This is a genomic window from Streptomyces sp. 7R007 (assembly GCF_054850255.1).
Map to the genome: position 1 here is coordinate 331,042 of NZ_JBTWMV010000001.1, position 19,390 is coordinate 350,431.

The following is a 19,390-nucleotide window of genomic DNA, read 5'->3' on the forward strand; positions in this document are numbered from 1 at the left end:
GAGTATCGCAGGCGCCCTCAGTGCGGCACGGCCGCCGCCCGCCTGCCGGCCGTCCGCTGCCCCGCGCCGGCCTCGCGCGGGGCGAGCAGCCGCTGGGCGAGCGCTCCGAAGACCAGCCCGAAGGAGGTCCACAGGGTCACCTGGACGGCGAGCGCCGCCAGGCGGAACTGCCACAGCAGGGTGGCCGGGAAGGTCTTCGGCACCTCGTTGAACGACGGCAGGAACGCGTACGCGAGCCCGACGACGAGGACGAAGAAGGCACCGGCGACCAGCGTCGCGTTCCAGTTGCCCAGGCGGGGGGCGAGGCGCTTGCCGAGGATGACGGTGGCCACGGCCAGCAGCACGCTCAGCGCCACCATCAGGAAGAACAGGGCCGTGCGGGTGCCGATGGTGTCGGGGTCGCCGACGGAGGGCGGGTTGGCCGGGTACTTCAGGAACGGCACGACGTACACCGCGACCAGACCGCCCGCCGCCAGGAGCAGCGCGCTCGCGCGCGGCCCGAAGCGGCCGATGCGGCCGAGGGCGAAGCAGTACGCGAGCGCGGCGATGCCGCCGAACGCGACGCCGTAGACCAGGACACCGGTGGACAGGCCCGCGGTGGACTGCATCGTGCGGCTGACGGCCTCGACGCCGTGCTCGTGGGAGTGCGCCTCCTCGTAGGCGATGGCCGCGTCGACGCGCGGCTCGCCCAGGAAGTAGGCGACGACGAGGGCGAGCAGGCCCGCGGCGAGTCCCGCGAGCATGCCACGCACCAACAGGTTCCGGACGATTGCCGAGTTCATGGTGCTCGTACGTTCCGCGCCGCCGTCAGTGGCAGGGGAAGCCGAGCAGGTGGCGGGCGTCGTGCACCCACTCGTGCACGTCGGATCCGGACATCACGGAGGTGGCGCCCTGTTCGGCGCCGACGAAGTAGAGCAGGACCAGCATCAGAATGCCGAAGAAGACCGCCCAGGGGACGATCGCGCCGATCGGCAGCTTGGCGGGTACGGCGGTGGGGGCGGCGGTCGGCTGGATCGCGGACTGGGCCATGGCAGAACCTCCTGGGGAACTCGCGTCCCGTCTCGGTGGTGCACGAGACGACGGGGCGGGTCTGACTCACCCGCCCCGCACCCCGAAGGTGTGGGAACCGGGCTTACAGTGGCGCGACCGTGCCGGAGTCTCACCGGCTTCCGCGGGACCGTCGTCGGTGTCCGTCGTGGACACCGACCGAGAAGGTACCGCGAAGCGGAGGCGCGGCCAAGGGCGCGAAGGCGCACGACGGCGTGGACGGGACGACCTGTCATCCTTGGGACGACAGGGATGTCGGCCAGGGAAACGGACGTATGACGAGCCGAGTGACGTTGATCTCACCCGCGGTCGGTACGGCGCTGCGGGAGGCCCGGTTCGACGACGACCGTCCTCTCGACGAGACCGGACTGCGGCTCGCACGGGCCGCCCGCGACGGACTCCCCCCGGCGGACCGGTCCTGGGTCTCGCCCGCGGCCCGCTGCCGCGAGACGGCCGCGGCGCTGGGCCTGGAGGCCGTGTGCGCACCGGAGTTGACGGCTCTGGACGTGGGGCGCTGGCGGGGCGCGACCCTGGCGGAGGTGAGCGCGCGGGAGCCGGAGGCGGTGGCCCGGTGGCTGGCGGACCCCGCGTGCGCGCCCCACGGCGGTGAGTCGGTACGGGACTTCTGCGACCGGATCGCCGGCTGGCTGGAGTCGGCGGCGCAGGCGGCGGGGCGGACCGTCGCGGTCGTGGACCCGGAGGTCGTGCGGGCCGCCGCGGTCCGCGCGCTCGGGGCGCCCGGGTCGGCGTTCTGGCGGCTGGACGTACCGCCGTTGACGGCGACCGAGTTCAGCGGGCGGTCGGGGCGCTGGAACCTCCGGCTCGGGCGGGCGCTCCAGGCTCCCCTCACCCGGTAGCCGGCGCTTCGGCAGCCGGCGGGACGGCGCCCGGGTCCACGGCGAACGTGGTGATCACCGCGGCGTGGTCCGAGGGCCAGTCGTTGCCGGCCACGTCCGGCCAGGGGCGCGGGGTGCCGCTGACGAAGGTGGTGGCGTCCAGGACGCGCAGGCCGCGGCCGTTGTGCAGGACGTAGTCGATCCGGTCCTGCGGTTCGGGGCGTCCGCTGCCGTCCTCGTGCTCGGCGTGCACGGGCGACCAGGTGTGACCGGGGTGCTCGGCCGGGTCCGGGTGGGCCTCGCGGTAGGAGTCGCGCAGGCCCGCCTCCTCGGCGGCACGTGTCACCGGCCATGCGACGTCCGGCCGGTCGAGGTGGGAGGGGGCGTTGAAGTCGCCCACCAGCACGACCGGCCGGCTGTCGCCGGCGGTTCGGGAGACCCAGTCGAGCGCCTCCCGCAGCTGCGCGAGGCGCACTTCCTCGTGGGCGATCAGCTCGGCGGCCGGCAGCCTGTCGAAGGCGGCCTCGTAGGGGCCGTACGGCGTGTAGTGGAGGTGGACGGTCCACACGTCGACCTCGCGGTGCGGGCCGAGTCGGACGCGGGCGCCGGCCGCCCCGTAGAAGCCGACGCCGGGGTCGCCGAGGGCGGTCGTGATGGGGTGGCGGCTGATGATGCCGAGGTTCTCGCCGGCGCGGTGGTGGTGCCAGCCGAGGGCGTCGGCGAGTTCCTGGGCGGCGGTGCCGGCGGTCTCCTGGAGGCCGACGACGTCGACGCCGGTCTCCAGGATGACCTTGAGCTGTTTGGCGCGGTGGTCGTCGACCGCGCTGCCGCCGAGCCAGAGGTTCCAGCTCATGACGCGCAGTTCGTGCGGGACCATCGCGCGCAGGTGGTCCGGGGTGACGCCGGTGAGGCTGGTGCGCACGGTCCTGCCGGGTGCCGGGTCGATCGGCGCGAGGGAGGGGACCGCGAGGACGGCACAGCCGGCGGCCTCGGCGGAGCTGACGCCGGTCTGGGTGTCCTCGACGGCGACGCAGGCGGCCGGGTCGGCGCCGAGCAGGCGGCAGGCGGCGAGGTAGGGGTCGGGGGCGGGCTTGGTGCGCTCGGTGTCCTCGGCGGTGACGGAGACGGCGAAGCGTCCGGCCCCGAGCGTCTGCAGGACCGTGTCGGCGACCGCGCGCGGGGAGGCGGTCACCAGGGCGGTGGGCACGCCGTCGCGGGCGAGGGCGTCGAGCAGTTCCAGGGCGCCGGGGCGGGGTACGACGCCGGTGCGCACCCGGTCGGCGAACTCCCGGTGCAGGGCGTCGGCGACCGGCCCCGCCGGGGTGCCGACGGTTCCGGCGAGCCAGGCGGCGGTGTGCTCGACGGGGCGTCCGAGCACCTCCGGCTGGTCGGCGTCGGTCAGCGCCCTGCCGAGCCGGGCGGCGGCCTCCGCCACCGTCAGCCACCACAGCCGCTCGGTGTCGACGAGCGTGCCGTCCATGTCGAACAGGACGGCTTGCAGCGGCGGTTGCGACATGGGGTGCTCACTTTCAGGGGGTGTGGGGGAGGCGGGGTCCGGTGGTACCGGGCGGGGGCCGGGGGTCGGGGCGGGTGTCACTATTCGGCTTCTCCGCGCGGGGCGAACGCCTCGGGGGTCGGGTTCGCCGAGCGGCTCGACTGTCGGGGCCCGGCCTCCCGGACGGGGCGAGTGCCCGGGGCCGGGCTTTGCCAGCGGGGTCGGGTGTCGGGGCTCGGCCCGACCCGGCGGGGCGAGTGCCCCGGGCCGGGTCTTGCCAGGCGGGTCGGGTGTCGGCGACTCGGCTGGACAGGGCTGGGCGAGTGCCCCGGAGCGGGTCTTGCTAAGCGGGTCGGTGTCGGCGGCCAGGCTCGACCAGGCGGGGCGAGTGCCCCGGGGCGGGTCTTGCCAGGCGGGTCGGTGTCGGCGGCCAGGCTCGACCAGGCGGGGCGAGTGCCCCGGGACGAGTCTTGCCAGCCAGGTCGGTGTCAGCAGCCAGGCTCGACCAGGCGGGGCGAGTGCCCCGGGCCGGGTCTTGCCAGGCGAGGTCGGGTCGGGGGCCCAACTCTTGCGGGCCGGGCGCGTGCGGGAGGCCCGGGTTGACCGGGCGGGTCGGGTGGCGGACGTTCGGGCTCGCAGGACTCGGACGTGTCGAAGGCTCGGCTCCTTTCAAGGCGCGTCAGGCTCGGGTCTTGGCCTCAGAAGGCACGTCGGGCGCAGTGCTGACCTCCAGAAAGCCTGCAACCTCACCGACTCGGCCTCAGACGGCGCGTCGGCCTCAGAGCTGAGCCCCACAAGGCCGCCAGCCTCACAGGCTTCGCTTGAGAAGGCGCGGCTACCTCGCAGGCTTCGCTCCAGACGGCACTGCGACCCCACAAGCTTCGCTCCAGACGGCACTGCGGCCTTGCAGGCTTCGCTTCAGACGGCGCGGCGGCCTCAGAAGCATCGCTCCAGACTGCGCTGCGGCCCCACAAGCATCGCTCCAGACTGCGCTGCGGCCCCACAAGCTTCGCTCCAGACTGCGCTGCGGCGGCGCCAGGCTTCGTTCGTGGTGGCTTGGGGTGGGTCGGGGGTCAGGGGGTGCGTTCGGCGAGCAGGACTGGGCGGTTGGGCAGCCACAGGCGTACGGCCGTGCCCGCGGGGAGCGTGGTGGCCTCGTGGGTGGGCACGTCCGCCTTGACCTCCGTGGCGTCGGGGAGGCGGACGGTGAGCCGGGTGGTGGCGCCGAGGAAGGCCGTGGCCACCACGCGGGCGTCGCCCGCCTCGTCGGCCTCGACGTGCACCGCCTCGGGGCGTACCAGGACGTCGACCTCGTGCCCGGCCGGCGCCTCGCCGTCCACCGGCAGCCGCTGCCCGCCCACCTCGACGGCGCCCTGCGACAGGCGTCCCGGTATCCGGCTCATCGTGCCGACGAACTCCGCGACGAAGGCGGTGGCGGGCCGGCCGTACAACTCCGCGGGGGCGGCGCACTGTTCGAGCCGGCCGGCCCGCATCACCGCGACGCGGTCGGCGACCGACAGGGCCTCTTCCTGATCGTGCGTCACGAACAGGGTGGTGATGCCGAGTTCCTGCTGGAGCCGGCGGATCTCCTCGCGCAGGGTCAGCCGCACCTTGGCGTCCAGCGCGGACAGCGGCTCGTCCAGCAGCAGCACGCGCGGACGCAGGGCGAGGGCGCGGGCCAGCGCGACGCGCTGCTGCTGGCCGCCGGAGAGCTGGTGCGGGAACCGCTCCGCCTTGTCGCCGAGGCCGACCAGCTCCAGCAACTCGGCGGCGCGGGCGCGCCGTTCGGCCGTACGCACCTTGCGCATGCGCAGTCCGAAGGCGACGTTGTCGAGGGCGCTGAGGTGCGGGAAGAGGCTGTAGGACTGGAAGACCATGCCGGCGTCACGGCGGTGGGCCGGGACGTGGGTGACGTCCTGGCCGTCGACCAGCACCGCGCCGGAGTCGGGGTGTTCGAACCCGGCGAGCATGCGCAGGGCGGTGGTCTTGCCGCAGCCGGAGGGTCCGAGCAGGGCCAGGAACTCGCCGGGCCGCACGGTCAGGTCGAGGCCGTCGAGGGCGACGGTGGGTCCGAATTCCCGGCGCAGCCCGCGGAATTCGACGGTGGCTGCCTTCTGGCCGGCGGCCCGGTCAAGCGTGGTGAGGGTCATGGTTCATCCCTGGGAGGCGGCGGTGCGGGCGCGGCCGCCGAAGCCGGCGAGCGCGAGGAGCAGGGCCCACGTGACCAGCAGGCTGAGCACGGAGACGGCCACGGACAGCTGGGCCTGGGAGCCGCTGACGCCGACGATCCACACGGCGAACGGGCTGAAGCCCAGCAGCTGGGCGACGGTGAACTCGCCGAGCACCAGCGCCAGCGTGAGGAAGGAGGCGTTGAGCAGCGCCCCGCGCAGATTGGGCAGCACGGCCCGGACGAGCGCCTGCGGTGGGCTCGCCCCGCAGCTGCGGGCGGCCTCGACGAGGGTGCGCACGTCGACCGCGCGCAGTCCGGCGTCCAGGGCCCGGTAGACGAACGGCAGCGCCATCACGACGTAGGCGAGGACGAGCACGAACGGGAAGTCCGGGTTCTGCAGGGCCACGAAGGTCTCGAACAGCGGTGTGCGGGAGAGGTACTCGGGGCCCCACTTCAACACGGTGCCGATGCCGGCGACGAAGGCGATCGGCGGCACGACCAGCGGCAGCGAGCACACGACCTCCACGACGGGCCGCAGCCGGGGCGCGCCCAGGCGCAGGGCGACCGTCGCGGGCACCATCAGCAGCAGGACGAGGGCGATGGTGGCCGCGGCGAGTTCCAGGGAGAGCAGCAGGCTGGAGCCGAAGCCGGCGGTGCCGAGGATCTGCGTGTAGGCGTCGAAGGTGACGCCCTGCCCGGGCACGTCGACCGTGAACACCACGGAGGCGGCGAGCGGGATCAGGAAGTACAGCGCGGCCAGGCCCAGGACGGCCCACCGCCACGCGTTCAGGCGAGCCATCGCGCGCTCCTTCGTTGCAGGGGCAGGTAGACGGCCATGACCAGTCCGGCGACCAGGACCATGTCGAGGCTCAGGGCGAGGGCCACGTTCTCCTGGCCGACCAGGACGTTGCCGGAGATGGCGTCGGCGATCTGCAGGGTGACCAGCGGGACGGAGCTGCCGACCATGGCCGCGGCGGTGGCGTACGCGGCGAAGGCGCTGCCGAACAGCAGCACCAGTCCGCCGAGCAGTGAGGGCAGCAGCACGGGCAGGGCGACGTGCCGCCAGTACTGGACGGCGCTCGCGCCGTTGTTCTGGGCGGCCTCGCGCCACTGGGAGCGCAGGCCCTCCAGGGCGGGGGTGATGGTGAGGACCATCAGCGGGATCAGGAAGTACAGGTAGACGACGACCAGGCCCCAGAAGCTGTAGAGGTCCCAGCCCTGGTCGGCCAGCCCGAGGTGGCGGGTGAGCACGCCCGCGTTGCCGAGGGTGGCGACGAAGGCGAAGGCCAGCGGGACGCCGCCGAAGTTGGCGAGCACGCCGGAGGCGGTGAGCACCGCCTCGCGCAGGGCCCGGAAGCGGGAGGTGACGACGGCCTGCGCGAGGAACAGGCCGAGCACGGCCCCGGTCACGGCGGACACGGCGGACAGCTTGACACTGCCGAGGAGCGCGGTGAGGTAGGCGCCCTGGAGGGAGGCGGTGAGGTTCGCGGTGCTGTACGAGGCGGCGCCCGTGGCCGGGTTCTTGACGGTGAAGGCGCCGTCGAGCATCGCCAGTGCGGGAATCCCGAAGGCGAGCGCGGTGAAGACGAGCAGCGGGAGGACGGCGAGCCAGCCGGGGGCGCGGCGCCGCCGCTTCGGGGAAGCGGCGGTCACCACGTCGGCCCGCGTGAGGGTCGCGGTCATCCGGAGACGGCCTTCCCCCAGCCCTGGGCGAGGACCGTCTTGGCCTTGCTCTGCTGGGCCTCGGTCGGGAAGGAGGGCGTGCCGGAGACCTGGGGCAGCTTGGCGGCGGCCGTCTTGTCGAGGGTGCCGGCCTTCTCCAGGGCGGCCATCAGGACCGGGCGGGCGTAGCCCTTGAGCCACAGGTTCTGGCCCTCGGCGCTGTAGAGGTACTCCTGCCACAGGCGGGCGGCCGCCGGGTGCGGGGCGTCCTTGTTGATGGCCTGCGAGTAGTACTGGGCGTACTTGCCGTCGCCGGGGATGGCGACCTTCCAGTCGAGGCCCTTGGACTTGAACTCCTCGGCGTAACCGGCGTTGAGGTAGTCCCAGTCGATGCTGATCGGGGTCTCGCCCTTCTCGACGGTCGCCGGGGTCGACTCCACGGGCGTGTAGTTGCCGTTCTTCTTCAGCTTGGCGAAGAAGTCGAGGCCGGGCTGGATGTCGTCGAAGGAGCCGCCGTTCGCGAGGGCCGCCGCGTAGACGCCGCCGAAGGCCGAACCGGACTTGGTGGGGTTGCCGTTGAGGGCGACCTGGCCCTTGTACTGCGGCTTGAGCAGGTCGGCGAAGGTGGTCGGGCAGGTCTTGACCCGCTTCGCGTCGCAGCCGATGGAGATGTAGCCGCCGTAGTCGTTGTACCAGCGGGCCTGCGGGTCCTTCTGCGCGGTGGGGATGCCGGCGTAGCCGGCCACCTTGTACGGCGCGAGCAGGCCCTGCTGGGCGGCGCTGAGCGCGAAGGAGGAGCCGAGGTCGAGGACGTCGGGGGCGCGGTCCTGGCCCTGGCGGGAGGTGACGGCGTTGATCTCGTCCTGGCTGGAGCCGTCCGGGTTCTCCACCTGGACCTTGATGCCGTACTTCTTCTGGAAGCCGTCGATCAGGGCGCCGTAGTCGGCCCAGTCGCGGGGCAGCGCGATGGCGTGCAGCGTGCCCTCCTTCCTGGCTGCCTTCACCAGGGCGTCCAGGCCGCCGAAGGCGGCGGCGGAGGTCGCGGTGGCGGCGCTCTTGCCGTCGGCGGTGGTCGACGCGGTGTCGGGGGCGGCACCGCAGGCGCTCAGCGCGAGTGCGGCGACGACGGCCAGGGAGCCGCTCAGGACGGCTGTTCGCGGCAGGGACACGGTCACGGTCTCTCCAGGGGACGCACGAGGGTGAGGCACTACGGAGCACTTGTCTGAACAAGTTGGCCTCAGTAGGCCCGGCATGGGTGTCCCGCTCGTAAACTCTGGTGAAACCCTGACCTCTGTTTCGCTGGAGATCAGGCCACGTTTCGGTCGCGCCGCGATCTCGATTAGGCTGCTCACGCTGTGCACTGCGACCGACTCAGAGGGGAAGCATGGCCGCGCGACACGAGGAGATCGCCGACGAACTGCGCCGGGCGATCGCCCGCGAGGAGTACACGGTCGGCAGTCTGCTGCCCGCCGAGACCGAGCTCGCCGCGCACTACGGCGTCTCCCGGGGCACGGTCCGTCAGGCGGTGGCCGCGCTCACCGCCGAGGGACTGATCGGCTCCCGGCAGGGCGCCCGCCGTGTGGTGCTGGCCAGCCGCCGCAGCCAGAGCTTCGCCGAACTGCGCAGCTTCGCCCAGTGGGCCCGGGGCATGGGGCGCGAGGCGACGGGGCACGTCGTGACGCAGGAGTACCGGCCCGCGACCACCGAGGACGCCGTACGCCTTCAACTCGCCGAAGGAACGGCCGTGTTGCACGTGCTGCGGATACGCGGCCTGGACGGCGAGCCGGTGCTGCTGGAGCGGACGGTGTACGCCGACTGGATCGCCCCGGCCGTCGAGGCGATCGAGCCCGAGTGCCCGTCCGTCACCCAACGGCTGTACGAGGACACCGGGTTGGTCTTCGCCTACGGTGAGCACGTCATCGACGCGGTGGCGGCCGGCGCCCGGGACGCCGAACTCCTCGGCGTCCGCCGCACCAGTCCGCTGCTGCGGGTGCGCCGGGTCACCACGACCCACGAGGGCCGCCCGGTGGAATGGTCCGACGACCGCTACCGCTCGGACGCCGTCAGCTTCAGCGTCCACAACTCGATCGGCAACAACGCCCTGGCCCGGAAGACGGCGGGCTGAGGGGCGACCGGGCGGGCTGGGCGAAGGGCCCCCCGGAGGACGGGGAGCGGCAACGAGGTGCGGGACGGCGGGGAGGGGCGGGTCGCCGGCAGGGGTGGACGGCGGTCGGAAACGGCCCCGGTGACGGCCGTTATCCTCTGCGTCGCACGTGGTGTCCGGACGAGGCCGGGTGGGGTATGGGCGGCGAGAAAGTACGGTGGGGGATTCTGGCGACCGGAGGGATCGCGGCGGCGTTCACGGCGGACCTCGTGGACCTGCCGGACGCGGAGGTCGTGGCCGTGGCCTCGCGGCGGCCGGAGTCGGCCGAGGTCTTCGCCGAGCGCTTCGGGATTCCCCGCGCCTACGGCGACTGGACCGCGCTCGCGCGGGACGAGGACATCGATGTCGTGTACGTCGCCACCCCGCACTCGGCCCACCGCGCCGCCGCCGGCCTGTGCCTGGAGTCCGGGCGGGCCGTGCTGTGCGAGAAGCCGTTCACGCTGAACCTGCGCGAGGCCGAGGAGTTGGCGGCCCTGGCGCGGGAGCGCGGGCGCTTCCTGATGGAGGCCATGTGGATGTACTGCAACCCCCTCATCCGGCGTGCGGCGGCCCTGGTCCGCGACGGCGCGATCGGTGAAGTGCGCGCCGTGCAGGCCGACTTCGGCCTCGCGGGTCCCTTCCCGCCGGCGCACCGGCTGCGGGACCCGGCACAGGGCGGCGGCGCGCTGCTCGATCTGGGCGTCTACCCGGTGTCGTTCGCGCAGTTGCTGCTCGGCGAGCCCGCCGACGTGGAGGGGCGGGCGGTGCTCTCGGACGAGGGCGTCGACCTGCAGACCAGCGCGCTGCTGTCGTGGCCCGGCGGAGCGCACGCCCTGCTGCACTGCTCCATCATCGGCGACTCCCCCAGGACCGCGTCGGTCACCGGTTCACGCGGCCGTATCGACATCCCGCACACGTTCTTCCACCCCGACCGCTTCGTGCTGCACCGCGAGGGCCGCGAACCGGAGGAGTTCACCGCCGACCCGGCCGACGGACGTGTCAACAGCTTCCGCCACGAGGCGGTCGAGGTGATGCGCGCCCTGCGGGCCGGCGAGACCGAGTCGCCGCTCGTTCCGCTGGACGGCACGCTGGCCGTGATGCGCACGCTCGACGCGCTCCGGGACCGTATCGGCGTGCGCTACCCCGGAGAGACGGCCGCAACGGATCTGCTGCCCCGCTGACGCCCTGCCGGGTGATCGGACGCGGCGGCGCGCAGCGTGTCCACCAGCGACACCGGCCGCTCCCAGCGGTACCGGGGGTCCTCGCGGCTAGGACGAGCAGGTTCTCGTAGAGGCGCTGTGCCATGCGCCAGTTCCGCATGGGCAGCCACGCCCATCTGACTGGTCTCACTCGATCGGAAACCCTTCGGTAACGCCCACGGCAAGCGATTTCTCGGCACACGCGTGGCAGATTTTCCAGCAGCAACCGACAGGGTTGGTTCAACGTTCAAACAAGGGAGTTGCCCAGCTCACAGGCGAGAGTACGAGCGCATCCGGTTGACCGGCGGGCCCGAGGCGATGGTGCACGGCGGTTCCGTGACCGACCTGGTGCACCTGCTGGCCGAGTTGCTGGACAACGCGACCACGTTCTCCGCGCCCGAGGACCCGGTGCACGTCACCGCCGCCCACCTTCCGGACGGCCGGGTCGTGGTCGAGATCCACGACCAGGGCGTCGGTCCGAGCCCGCACGACTTCGCCGACCCTCAACCGCAAGCTAGCCGACCCGCCGGCCGTGGACGCCGCGATCTCGCGGCGTGTGGGCCTGTTCGTGGTCGGCCGTCTCGCGCAGCGGCTCGGCATCCGGGTCCAGCTGCGGCCCGCGAAGCAGGGCCGGGGCACCGTCGCGCTGGTCATGCTCCCGCAGACCACGCTGGTGACCGACAGCCGCGGCGCCTTCGCGGACGCCTCCGGTTTCGGGCACTGAGCAAGCCGGCGGGTGGGAACGGCGCCCCCGCCCGACGCCGCGACGATGCCTGCGGCGGCGCTCGCGTGGAACGCGGGGTAGGGGTGTGCACAGGACCCCGAGGCCGCCGTCACCGGCAGGCCGAGCCGCACAGCGAGAGGAAACGGGCAAGTGATCGACATCGCGAGGGAATACCGCCTGGGTCTGCCGGCGTGGATCGACGACGAGGTGGCGGACGTGCCCGCCGTCGTCCCCGACCGCGCCGACCGGATGCGCCTGGTGCACCGCCTGGCCGACCGCAACTGGCGGGAGGAGAGCGGCGGCCCCTTCGCGGCCCTTGTCGCCGAACGGGACACGGGCCGGATCGTGTCGGTGGGTGTCAACGTCGTGCTCGCCTCCGGCATCTCCAGCGCGCACGCCGAAGTCCTCGCCCTGGGGCTGGCGCAGGCCGCGCTCGGCAGCTGGGACCTCGGCGCCGAGGGGCTGCCGGCCCACGAACTGGTGGTCAACTGGCGGCCGTGCGTGCAGTGTTATGGCGCGGCCCTGTGGTCGGGGGTGCGCGGCCTGGTGGTCGCGGGCGAGGGCCCGGAGCTGGAGAAGCTCACCACGTTCGACGAGGGCCCGCTGCGCGAGGACTGGGCCGGGCAGTTGGAGCAGCGGGGCATCGAGGTGGTGCACGACGTGCTGCGGGACGAGGCGCTCGCCGTGTTCCGCGGCTACCGGGAGGCCGTGGACGCCGGCGAGGTCACCGTCTACAACGCCCGGGGCGGCAGCGAGTGACACGTCGTGGCGTCACGGCCCTCGTCACCTTCCACCACCTCCGCATACGAGGGGCCGTCGCAGCCGGCACCCGGGGACGTCCACTCGCCGCCCGGTCGGGGCGGTCAGGCCGGTTGCGCGCCGTCGGACGCGCGCGCCATGTCGACCGCGAGGGCCAGCTGCCGCTGCACCGCCTCGGGCAGCGGGGTGCCCTGCACGGTCCCCACCAGGTCTTCCGCCAGCCGGTGCAGCTTGGTGTTGGTGCGCTGCGAGGTGGTCACCAGCACGACCCAGGCCGCTTCCGGGCTCAGCTGGAAGGACGCCATCAGGATGCCGCGGGCCAGGTCGATGGCGGGCCGGGTGCGCATGGCACGGCGCAGCTCGACGACCTCCCTGAGCAGCTCCTGGTCGATCTCCTCGGGCGAGTGGCGGCCGACGGTGACGGCGGCGAGGGGACCGGCCCGCTCGGCGGGGCCGGGCGAGATGAACAGTTCCCGGGTGCCGGTGAGCTCCAGCAGCCGTTCCACCGTCGGCCCGCAGGCGCGGATGACGACCGTCTTGCTCTGGTCGAGAGCACGCCGGCGCAGGTCGAGCAGGAGGTTGAGCCCGGAGCAGTCGCAGAAGGCGACCTCGCCGAGGTCGAGGTCGACGCCGGTGGTCGAGCGGTCCAGGGCGTCGTGGAGCCGGTCGGCGAGCCGCCGGCCGTCGAGGTCCAGTTCACCGCGGACCGTGACCGTCGTACGGTCCCCGTCCGGTTTCACGTGGAGCGTCGCCGGACCGCGCGATGTCACCGGCGGGGCACCACCGACCTCCTCGCGCGCGGTGTCCTGCGTCGTGAGGGGCTGCGCCGACTGCGCAGGCTCCGGCATGGCGTCTCTCCCTCGCTGTGCTCGCCTGCCTCCGCTACCCAGATTTCCCTGATCGAGCCACATACGTCAACCAATACGTGAAATTTTGTTCGCGTTTTTGAATACCTGAACCACTTCTCGCTAGAGTTGAGACATGGATGGAGTGCCCGAGCCCCACACCGGATGGACCTTTCTGACCAATCACGCCCGCGTGCTGGCGGCCATCGCCGACAACCACAGCGCCCGCATCCGTGAGATCGCCGCCCACTGCCGCCTCACGGAACGCGCCGTCCAGAAGATCATTTCCGACCTGGAGCGGGACGGCTACCTCTCGCACACCCGGGAGGGGCGCACCAACACCTACCGCATCGACCCCGGCAAGGTGCTGCGCCATCCCGCCGAGGCCGGCCTGACCGTGGCCTCGCTGCTGTCCCTGCTGGCGCAGGACGAGGCGGCCCGCACGACCACGACGTCGGCGGACGGCGCCCGGCCGCACGCGCCGGCCTGAGCCGCCGGCCCGCTCGAAGGCGACGGGACGAGGTCCGCTCCGCCCTGCACCGGCGACGACGTAGTCTCGACGGAAGATCGCATCGAGCGGGGAGCGGGCGCGCATGAGTGAGACCGGGGCGGAGCCGGGGAGTTGCTGTGCGCCCTCGGCGGGTCGGCGGGCGGCCGACGCGGGGCCGGCGCCCGTGGCGCGTGCCGGGCGGTCCGCCGCCGGGGAGCGGGGGGACGCCGTACTGCTGCCGGGCGGTTCGTTCCTGATGGGGACCGACGACGCGCAGGGGTTCGCCGAGGACGGCGAGGGACCGGTGCGGAAGGTCACGCTCTCCGCGTTCCTGATCGACGCGTACGCGGTCACCAACGCCCGCTTCGCCCGCTTCGTCGAGGACACCGGCCATGTCACCGAGGCCGAGCGCTTCGGGTGGTCGTACGTGTTCGCCGGCTTCCTCCCGGGCGCGCTGCGCCGGGGTGCGCCCCGGCCGGAGCAGGCCCCGTGGTGGTGCGGTGTGCAGGGCGCCCACTGGCGCGCCCCCGAGGGCCCGGGCAGCACCGTCGACGACCGCGCCGGCCATCCGGCCGTGCACGTCTCCTGGAACGACGCGCTCGCCTTCTGCCGCTGGGCCGGTGCGAGGCTGCCGACCGAGGCCGAGTGGGAGTACGCCGCCCGGGGCGGCCTGGAGCAGGCCCGCTACCCGTGGGGCGACGAGCTGACGCCGGGCGGTGAGCACCGGTGCAACATCTGGCAGGGCCGCTTCCCCACCAAGAACACCGCGGAGGACGGCTACCGCGGCACGGCTCCCGTGGACGCCTACGCACCCAACGGGTTCGGGCTGTACAACGTCGCCGGGAACGTGTGGGAGTGGTGCGCCGACTGGTGGGGCACGCGGCACACCGCCGGGCCGCACACCGACCCGAGGGGGCCCGAGCGCGGGTCCGTCCGCGTCATGCGGGGCGGCTCCTACCTGTGCCACCACTCGTACTGCAACCGCTACCGCGTCGCCGCCCGCACCGCCAACACGCCCGACAGCAGCACCGGCAACCTCGGCTTCCGGTGCGCCTGGGACGCCTGAACATGACAGGTTCGTGAAGACGGGCAACGGTGCCGCAGTTCCCTGCACGACAAGGGACCGGCGATGTGGCAGACCGAGCCACACGACGACGACCGCGGCCGCGACGATCAGCGGGACCCCGGCCAGCGGTGCGCCCGCTCGCGCCTCCTCGCTCGTGTTCTCCGCGTCGGGCACCGAGCCTTCTCCGTCCGACGGCACCTCTCGCGGGGCGCGGGAACGGACGGCCGCACACGCCCTCACACCGCAAGAAGCCGCCCGCCCCCGCCGACGCGTCATCACTTTCACCACTCCCCCGCGCCGTCACCGGCTCCTGAGCCCGTCTTGCCGGGAGATGACCGCCAAGGTGGTCCGCCGACGGCCGTGGATGCGCGGATGGTGTGCCGTCGTGTCCGTTCCTGCGACCGGAGGTGAGCTCACAGCAGGTCGGCGAGACGGTCCACCTGGTGCGGGTCGCGGCCGTAGCAGTAGAGCATGACCTCGTCGGCACCGAGGTCGGTGAACCGGTCGATCGCGTCGCGGATGCCGGCCGGTGTGGTGAGCATGGCCGCGACCATCGTGTCCGCGCGGCCGGTGAAGGCGTAGTACGCGTGCATGGCGGCGCGGGCGTCGTCGACCACGTCGTCGGGGCCCAGCGCGACATTCACCTGCGCCACGATGCGCGGTGCGCCGTCGCGGCCGTACTCCTTCCAGAACCGGCGGACGGTGTCGAACAGCCCACCGGCCCAGGAGGGCGGCGCGGCGGCGAGGAAGCCGTCGCCCCAGCGCGCGACCCGTTCCAGCGCGGGGGGCTGGAAGCCGCCGAAGAGCACTTCGGGGCCGCCGGGCCGGGCGGGCGCGGGGCCGATCGGGCCGACGTCGTCGCCGTAGGGCTCGCCGGACCACAGGCGGCGCAGCAGCGCCAGCTGCGCGTCCAGGCGGCGGCCCCGGGTGCGCGGGTCGGTACCCGCGGCGCGGTGGTCGTCGTCCCGGCCGCCGACGCCCAGGCCGAGGACCAGGCGGCCGCCGGTCATCCGGTCCACGGTGGCGGCCTGCTTGGCGAGCAGGGCGGTGTCCCGCAGCGGGGCGAGCAGCACCTCGGTCTGGACGCGGACGCGGGTGGTGGCGCCGGCGAGGACGGCGAGCGCGGTCAGCGGCTCGGGGTTGTCGTACACGAGCCGGTCGAGCAGGCCCAGCGTGCTGAAGGGTCCGGCGTCGGCGCGCCGGGCCCAGGTGAGCAGGCCGGCGGGGTCGGCGACGGGCAGACCGATGCCTACGTTCATGAAGGAGACCTCCGAGAGGAAGGGTCGGCGAAGTCACTGCCGCCCCTCCGGCACCTCGGTGAGGTGGGACGCTCCCGCTCTGCGGCGTACTTCCGGGGAGTGTCGCGTCGAAGTGATCTCACTGTAGGGCGAGGCGTTCGCGCGGGACAACCGGATATCGCCCGGCCGCCGGCGCCGCGCCGGAGGACCGGTGGGTTGTGTGCCGGTCAGTCCAGGAATTGCGCCAGCAGGCGGTTGAGCCGGGCGGGTTGTTCGGTGGGCAGGGCGTGGTGGGAGACGTCGGGCAGGATCTCGACGGCCGCTTCGGGCAGGAGCCGGCGGACGGCGGCCGCGGTCGCGGGCACGTTGTGGGCGCGGCTGCGTCCGGCGAGGGCGACGAGGGTCGGCACGGTGCAGGCGCGCAGGTCGCGGGACTTGGGGCGGCGCATCGCCACGACCTTCGACCGGTGCGCCGAGGCGGCGTGGTCGAGGAAGGTCCGCCACACGGGGTTCTCGGGGAGGCTCCCGGTCTCCCAGCGGTGGAAGGTGCGGGCGCGCTCGGCGCTCGGGGCCAGCAGCGCGGGCAGTCCGTGGGCGAGGTAGCGCGGGCTCATGGTGGTGAAGCAGTTGACGGGATCGAGCAGGACCAGCCTGTCGACCCGTTTCGGCGCGTGCAGCGCGTAGTTGAGGGCGATCCAGGCGCCGTAGGAGTGCCCACACAGGTGCGCCCGGTCCAGGCCGAGGCCGTCGAGGAGCGTGTCGAGCCAGGCCGTCAGGTCGGCGGCGCCGCGCAGGGGCGCGCCGTCGTGGACGCTGCGGCCGATGTCCCCGATCACGTCCACCGCGTGGAGGCGGTGGGTGCGGGCCAGGTCGGCGGCGGTGGCGAACCACGCCATCGAGGTGGTGCCGCCGCCGGGCAGCAGCACGACCGGCGGACCGTCCTCGGGGCCGCAGATGTGGACACGGGTGGTGCCGTAGGAGGAGGTCAGGTCGAGAGCGTGGACCGGGGCGGGCCACAGCGCCAGGACGGCGTCGTACGCCGCGTGGAATTCCGGTCCATCCTGCACGGCTCCCATGTCCCCCACCTCGACTCGACCGCCGATTATCTCGATGGTCGAGATAATATCGGGTAATGGACGTCGACGAACAAGACCCCGGCCTGCAGCTGGTGCACCTCCTGCGCGCCGTCACGGTCGAACTCGACCTGTTCGCCGCCGAGTTCGCCGACCGCAACGGCCTGCATCCCACGGATGTCCGCGCCCTCATCCACCTGCTGGACGCCGGCCGGGCGGGACTGACCGCCACTCCGGGGTGGCTCGGCGGTCAGCTGGGGCTGAACTCGGCCTCCACCACGGCCCTGGTCGACCGGCTGGAGCGGATGGGGCTGGTGCGCCGGGAACGCGACACCCGCGACCGCCGGCGCGTGCTGCTGGCCGTGGAGGAGAAGGCGGTCGCCATGGGCTGGTCGTTCTTCGGGCCGCTGATCGGGCAGATGGTGACGGCGGTGCGCTCCTTCGACGACACGGAGCTCGCCGCGGTCCGCCGCTTCCTGCTGAGCATGCGGGAGGTCACCGCCGCGGGGCGGGAGTCGCTGCGCGGCTGAGGCCGTCACGGGCGGGCGGTCGGCGGGTCCGGGGCGGCGGCCCCGGGGCCTCCCTTCGCGACAAGGCGGCGTTCCGAGGCGGGGTAAGAGAAGACCTGCTCGGCCCGGAGGGCGGCGGAGGCGTCGGGGCCGTCGCCGTACGGGCGCAGGTCGTTGACCACCCAGGGGGCGGGGCCGCATGCGGTGAGGCCGATACGGACGTACCGGGCCGGGTGCGCGGGGAAGACGGCGTCCTGGGTGAACCAGCGGCCGGAGACCCGGGCTAGGGGGCCGCCGTAGTACGTGCCGTCACGGCTGACGACGATCGTGGAGCCGTACGGCTGTCCGCTGGTGTCGCGTTCGGCGTCGAGGGTGAGCCGGTCGAAGGTCTGCGCCTCTCCCAGGTCCACGGTGAGCCACTGGCCGGGCGTCCGGGCCGCGGCGGCCGCCCAGCGGGTGTTGACGTCCCCGTCGACGCGGCGGAGCGTCGCTGCCGTCGCTCGCGGTCGCGCGTCAACTCCCATGCCGCCCGCGCTGTCGGCGTCCGGGCCGGTCGCAGCCGCTCGACCGGGCCGGCGCGCCGTACTCGTAGGCGCCGATGGCGGGAGGCTCGACGGACGGGGGTGAGACCTCGGCGCGGGCGCCGCTCTTCGTCAGCGGTGGCAGGTGGTGACCGAGGGCGCCACGGGCAGGCGATGCCCGCGAAGCCACCGCCCAGCGACGACGTCCACGCCCGACTCGTCGCCGCCACGCAGCACTTGGCCGGTTCTGGACGAGTCCGTCGGCGCCGTCGCGGACCGTCTCCACCAGCCAGCGGCCGGGCCCCAGGGTGAGCGGCCGGGCGTCGTGCGACTCGGGGCGCCGGCGAGCCTCGTGGATCGCCTGCGTCCGTGTCTCCTAGTCGAGGGCGCTGCCCGCCCGCCAGGTCGCCCAGTCGACGTTCCAGTCGCCGTAGCCGTTGTTGGCGGGCACGGTGTCGGTGGAGTGGACGACCGTGACCGGGTCGCCCAAGTGGACCTGTTCGTAGAACCACTTGGCGTCGGCGGTGCTCATGCCGATGCAGCCGTGGCTGCCGTTGACCCGGCCGAACTTGCCCTCGTTCCAGGGCGCGGCGTGCACGAAGGTGCCCGAGGGGGTGAGCCGGACGTCCCACTTCACCGAACCGAGGTCATAGGCCTCGGGGCCGAAGATCTGCACCGTGCGGGAGTTCATGCGGATCGTGGGCGTCTTCTCCAGGACGACCATCGTGCCGTTCCAGGTCTCGTAGCCCTTCTTGCCGGTGGAGACGGGCAGCGTGCGCAGCTTGCTGCCGTTCCTCGACACCGTCATCGTCTTGCGGGCGGTGTCGACGGTGGTGGTCACCGCGTCGCCGACACGGAAGTTCACGACCCGGTTCTGCGTGCCGTACAGGCCGCCGACGTTCACGCCGTCGAGGTTCATCCGCAGCGTCACGGCGGTGCCCGGCTTCCAGTACGTCCGCGGGCGGAAGTCCACGCGGTCCCTGCCGTCGCGGTCGGTCATCCAGCTCCACGACCCCTCGACGGCCGGGCTGGAGGTGACCTTCAGGCGCCGCTCGACGGCCGCCTTGTCGCGGATGGGCTTGTTGAAGACGACCGAGACGGGCATCGCCACGCCGACCGTGGTGCCCTTGTCGGGCTGGTACTCCCCCACGAACGTACGGCTCTTGGGCGGCTCGGCGGTGGTGAAGGAGGCGTTGCGGCTCAGGTGCCTGCCGTCCGCTCCGGTGGCCCGGGCAACGACCCGGTAGGTCACGCCGGGGGCAAGGGGCTCGCTGGACGTCCAGGTGCCCTTGTCGTCGGAGAGGGTGCCGTGCAGCTTCCCCGGCCCCTCCGCGGTGACCGCCACGGAGGTGATCTTGCCGTCGCCCGCGCGTATGGTCACCTTCCGGTTCACGGCGACGGCCGCACTGTGGGCCGCGGGCGTGATGGTGAGCTGGTCGCGCTGGGCGGCGCCGGATCCGCCGGAGTCCGACGAACTCGTGCACGCCGCCAGCGTCAGCAGTGCCGCGGCGGCCGGCGCGGCGAGGCGCGGGCCGCGGTGGCGCCGGTGGGGGTCCCCGGCGCCGGGCGACGGTGCGGGTGTGCGCTCCATACTTCGTGTACCGCCTTCCGTG

19 protein-coding genes, 2 pseudogenes and 1 riboswitch are annotated in these 19,390 nt (G+C 73.3%); of the genes and pseudogenes, 8 read left to right on the forward strand and 13 right to left on the reverse strand.

The features are described 5' to 3' along the window. Positions 1–17: 17 nt before the first annotated feature. Both ACYF6T_RS01630 and ACYF6T_RS01635 read right to left on the reverse strand, forming a co-directional pair. Positions 18–782 carry a CbtA family protein gene (locus ACYF6T_RS01630; RefSeq protein WP_461692750.1) on the reverse strand — a complete coding sequence of 255 codons (765 nt, stop codon included), beginning with the start codon at positions 780–782 and terminating at the stop codon, positions 18–20. Between the two features lie 25 nt (positions 783–807). After that, positions 808–1,029, reverse strand: coding sequence for a CbtB domain-containing protein (locus ACYF6T_RS01635; RefSeq protein ID WP_461692751.1), 222 nt, complete (start codon positions 1,027–1,029; stop codon positions 808–810). 35 nt (positions 1,030–1,064) lie between these two features. Continuing rightward, positions 1,065–1,210, reverse strand: a riboswitch (cobalamin riboswitch). Positions 1,211–1,322: 112 nt separating this feature from the next. On the opposite strand from ACYF6T_RS01635, the gene ACYF6T_RS01640 reads away from it, so the two are divergent. After that, positions 1,323–1,904 carry a histidine phosphatase family protein gene (locus ACYF6T_RS01640; protein ID WP_461692753.1) on the forward strand — a complete coding sequence of 194 codons (582 nt, stop codon included), beginning with the start codon at positions 1,323–1,325 and terminating at the stop codon, positions 1,902–1,904. Here the strand turns inward: ACYF6T_RS01640 and ACYF6T_RS01645 are convergent. The 5 genes from ACYF6T_RS01645 to ACYF6T_RS01665 all read right to left on the reverse strand — a co-directional run bounded on the left by ACYF6T_RS01645 (position 1,894) and on the right by ACYF6T_RS01665 (position 8,385). Then, positions 1,894–3,399 carry an HAD-IA family hydrolase gene (locus ACYF6T_RS01645; protein ID WP_461692754.1) on the reverse strand — a complete coding sequence of 502 codons (1,506 nt, stop codon included), beginning with the start codon at positions 3,397–3,399 and terminating at the stop codon, positions 1,894–1,896. The genes ACYF6T_RS01640 and ACYF6T_RS01645 overlap by 11 nt on opposite strands. 1,052 nt (positions 3,400–4,451) lie before the next feature. Beyond that, positions 4,452–5,528, reverse strand: coding sequence for an ABC transporter ATP-binding protein (locus ACYF6T_RS01650; RefSeq protein ID WP_461692756.1), 1,077 nt, complete (start codon positions 5,526–5,528; stop codon positions 4,452–4,454). Between the two features lie 3 nt (positions 5,529–5,531). After that, positions 5,532–6,347 (reverse strand): ABC transporter permease, encoded by an 816-nt coding sequence (locus ACYF6T_RS01655; RefSeq protein WP_461692758.1) that lies wholly within the window; start codon positions 6,345–6,347, stop codon positions 5,532–5,534. After that, positions 6,335–7,231 (reverse strand): ABC transporter permease, encoded by an 897-nt coding sequence (locus ACYF6T_RS01660; protein WP_461692759.1) that lies wholly within the window; start codon positions 7,229–7,231, stop codon positions 6,335–6,337. Before ACYF6T_RS01660 ends, ACYF6T_RS01655 begins: the two co-directional genes overlap by 13 nt. Next, on the reverse strand, positions 7,228–8,385 hold the full coding sequence (locus tag ACYF6T_RS01665; protein WP_461692760.1) for an ABC transporter substrate-binding protein: 1,158 nt from the start codon (positions 8,383–8,385) through the stop codon (positions 7,228–7,230). The genes ACYF6T_RS01660 and ACYF6T_RS01665 overlap by 4 nt, the downstream gene beginning before the upstream one ends. Before the next feature lie 209 nt (positions 8,386–8,594). On the opposite strand from ACYF6T_RS01665, the gene ACYF6T_RS01670 reads away from it, so the two are divergent. The 4 genes and pseudogenes from ACYF6T_RS01670 to ACYF6T_RS01685 all read left to right on the forward strand — a co-directional run bounded on the left by ACYF6T_RS01670 (position 8,595) and on the right by ACYF6T_RS01685 (position 12,035). Continuing rightward, on the forward strand, positions 8,595–9,335 hold the full coding sequence (locus ACYF6T_RS01670; protein WP_461692761.1) for a GntR family transcriptional regulator: 741 nt from the start codon (positions 8,595–8,597) through the stop codon (positions 9,333–9,335). A gap of 176 nt (positions 9,336–9,511) precedes the next feature. Next, positions 9,512–10,534 carry a Gfo/Idh/MocA family protein gene (locus ACYF6T_RS01675; RefSeq protein ID WP_461692762.1) on the forward strand — a complete coding sequence of 341 codons (1,023 nt, stop codon included), beginning with the start codon at positions 9,512–9,514 and terminating at the stop codon, positions 10,532–10,534. Between the two features lie 300 nt (positions 10,535–10,834). Then, a pseudogene (locus ACYF6T_RS01680) lies at positions 10,835–11,219 on the forward strand (ATP-binding protein); the annotation flags it as partial. Positions 11,220–11,426: 207 nt separating this feature from the next. Beyond that, positions 11,427–12,035 carry a tRNA-specific adenosine deaminase gene (locus ACYF6T_RS01685; protein ID WP_461692763.1) on the forward strand — a complete coding sequence of 203 codons (609 nt, stop codon included), beginning with the start codon at positions 11,427–11,429 and terminating at the stop codon, positions 12,033–12,035. A 104-nt stretch (positions 12,036–12,139) separates the two neighbouring features. On the opposite strand, the gene ACYF6T_RS01690 is transcribed toward ACYF6T_RS01685, so the two are convergent. Further along, entirely contained in the window at positions 12,140–12,883 is a 744-nt protein-coding gene (locus ACYF6T_RS01690; protein WP_461692764.1) for an ANTAR domain-containing protein, read from the reverse strand. Between the two features lie 133 nt (positions 12,884–13,016). Between ACYF6T_RS01690 and ACYF6T_RS01695 the strand changes: the two genes are divergently transcribed. Both ACYF6T_RS01695 and ACYF6T_RS01700 read left to right on the forward strand, forming a co-directional pair. Then, the gene (locus tag ACYF6T_RS01695) at positions 13,017–13,370 is read left to right on the forward strand and encodes a helix-turn-helix transcriptional regulator (RefSeq protein WP_461692765.1); all 354 of its coding nucleotides are present in this window, start codon (positions 13,017–13,019) and stop codon (positions 13,368–13,370) included. 103 nt (positions 13,371–13,473) lie between these two features. Then, positions 13,474–14,436, forward strand: coding sequence for a formylglycine-generating enzyme family protein (locus tag ACYF6T_RS01700; RefSeq protein ID WP_461692766.1), 963 nt, complete (start codon positions 13,474–13,476; stop codon positions 14,434–14,436). 413 nt (positions 14,437–14,849) lie between these two features. On the opposite strand, the gene ACYF6T_RS01705 is transcribed toward ACYF6T_RS01700, so the two are convergent. Continuing rightward, positions 14,850–15,695 (reverse strand): LLM class flavin-dependent oxidoreductase, encoded by an 846-nt coding sequence (locus ACYF6T_RS01705; RefSeq protein ID WP_461692768.1) that lies wholly within the window; start codon positions 15,693–15,695, stop codon positions 14,850–14,852. 206 nt (positions 15,696–15,901) lie between these two features. Next, complete coding sequence (locus ACYF6T_RS01710; protein WP_461692769.1) at positions 15,902–16,750, reverse strand: alpha/beta fold hydrolase; 849 nt, start codon at positions 16,748–16,750, stop codon at positions 15,902–15,904. 56 nt (positions 16,751–16,806) lie between these two features. Between ACYF6T_RS01710 and ACYF6T_RS01715 the strand changes: the two genes are divergently transcribed. Beyond that, a complete protein-coding gene (locus tag ACYF6T_RS01715) occupies positions 16,807–17,277 on the forward strand; it encodes a MarR family winged helix-turn-helix transcriptional regulator (RefSeq protein ID WP_461692770.1) in 471 nt (156 codons plus the stop codon). 5 nt (positions 17,278–17,282) lie between these two features. Here the strand turns inward: ACYF6T_RS01715 and ACYF6T_RS01720 are convergent, their stop codons facing one another. The 3 genes and pseudogenes from ACYF6T_RS01720 to ACYF6T_RS01730 all read right to left on the reverse strand — a co-directional run bounded on the left by ACYF6T_RS01720 (position 17,283) and on the right by ACYF6T_RS01730 (position 19,368). Continuing rightward, positions 17,283–17,780, reverse strand: a complete 498-nt coding sequence (locus ACYF6T_RS01720) for a discoidin domain-containing protein (RefSeq protein ID WP_461692772.1) — start codon at positions 17,778–17,780, stop codon at positions 17,283–17,285. A gap of 129 nt (positions 17,781–17,909) precedes the next feature. Continuing rightward, positions 17,910–18,093: pseudogene (locus tag ACYF6T_RS01725) on the reverse strand (glycoside hydrolase family 97 catalytic domain-containing protein); the annotation flags it as partial. Between the two features lie 60 nt (positions 18,094–18,153). Continuing rightward, the gene (locus ACYF6T_RS01730) at positions 18,154–19,368 is read right to left on the reverse strand and encodes a L,D-transpeptidase (protein ID WP_461692773.1); all 1,215 of its coding nucleotides are present in this window, start codon (positions 19,366–19,368) and stop codon (positions 18,154–18,156) included. Positions 19,369–19,390: the final 22 nt, after the last annotated feature.

Coding starts and splice junctions, on each gene's coding strand:
- ACYF6T_RS01630 (WP_461692750.1), bottom strand. CDS start 782: ATGAACTCGGCAATCGTCCGGAACCTGTTGGTGCGTGGCATGCTCGCG.
- ACYF6T_RS01635 (WP_461692751.1), bottom strand. CDS start 1,029: ATGGCCCAGTCCGCGATCCAGCCGACCGCCGCCCCCACCGCCGTACCC.
- ACYF6T_RS01640 (WP_461692753.1), top strand. CDS start 1,323: ATGACGAGCCGAGTGACGTTGATCTCACCCGCGGTCGGTACGGCGCTG.
- ACYF6T_RS01645 (WP_461692754.1), bottom strand. CDS start 3,399: ATGTCGCAACCGCCGCTGCAAGCCGTCCTGTTCGACATGGACGGCACG.
- ACYF6T_RS01650 (WP_461692756.1), bottom strand. CDS start 5,528: ATGACCCTCACCACGCTTGACCGGGCCGCCGGCCAGAAGGCAGCCACC.
- ACYF6T_RS01655 (WP_461692758.1), bottom strand. CDS start 6,347: ATGGCTCGCCTGAACGCGTGGCGGTGGGCCGTCCTGGGCCTGGCCGCG.
- ACYF6T_RS01660 (WP_461692759.1), bottom strand. CDS start 7,231: ATGACCGCGACCCTCACGCGGGCCGACGTGGTGACCGCCGCTTCCCCG.
- ACYF6T_RS01670 (WP_461692761.1), top strand. CDS start 8,595: ATGGCCGCGCGACACGAGGAGATCGCCGACGAACTGCGCCGGGCGATC.
- ACYF6T_RS01675 (WP_461692762.1), top strand. CDS start 9,512: ATGGGCGGCGAGAAAGTACGGTGGGGGATTCTGGCGACCGGAGGGATC.
- ACYF6T_RS01690 (WP_461692764.1), bottom strand. CDS start 12,883: ATGCCGGAGCCTGCGCAGTCGGCGCAGCCCCTCACGACGCAGGACACC.
- ACYF6T_RS01695 (WP_461692765.1), top strand. CDS start 13,017: ATGGATGGAGTGCCCGAGCCCCACACCGGATGGACCTTTCTGACCAAT.
- ACYF6T_RS01700 (WP_461692766.1), top strand. CDS start 13,474: ATGAGTGAGACCGGGGCGGAGCCGGGGAGTTGCTGTGCGCCCTCGGCG.
- ACYF6T_RS01705 (WP_461692768.1), bottom strand. CDS start 15,695: ATGAACGTAGGCATCGGTCTGCCCGTCGCCGACCCCGCCGGCCTGCTC.
- ACYF6T_RS01710 (WP_461692769.1), bottom strand. CDS start 16,750: ATGGGAGCCGTGCAGGATGGACCGGAATTCCACGCGGCGTACGACGCC.
- ACYF6T_RS01715 (WP_461692770.1), top strand. CDS start 16,807: ATGGACGTCGACGAACAAGACCCCGGCCTGCAGCTGGTGCACCTCCTG.
- ACYF6T_RS01720 (WP_461692772.1), bottom strand. CDS start 17,780: ATGGGAGTTGACGCGCGACCGCGAGCGACGGCAGCGACGCTCCGCCGC.
- ACYF6T_RS01730 (WP_461692773.1), bottom strand. CDS start 19,368: ATGGAGCGCACACCCGCACCGTCGCCCGGCGCCGGGGACCCCCACCGG.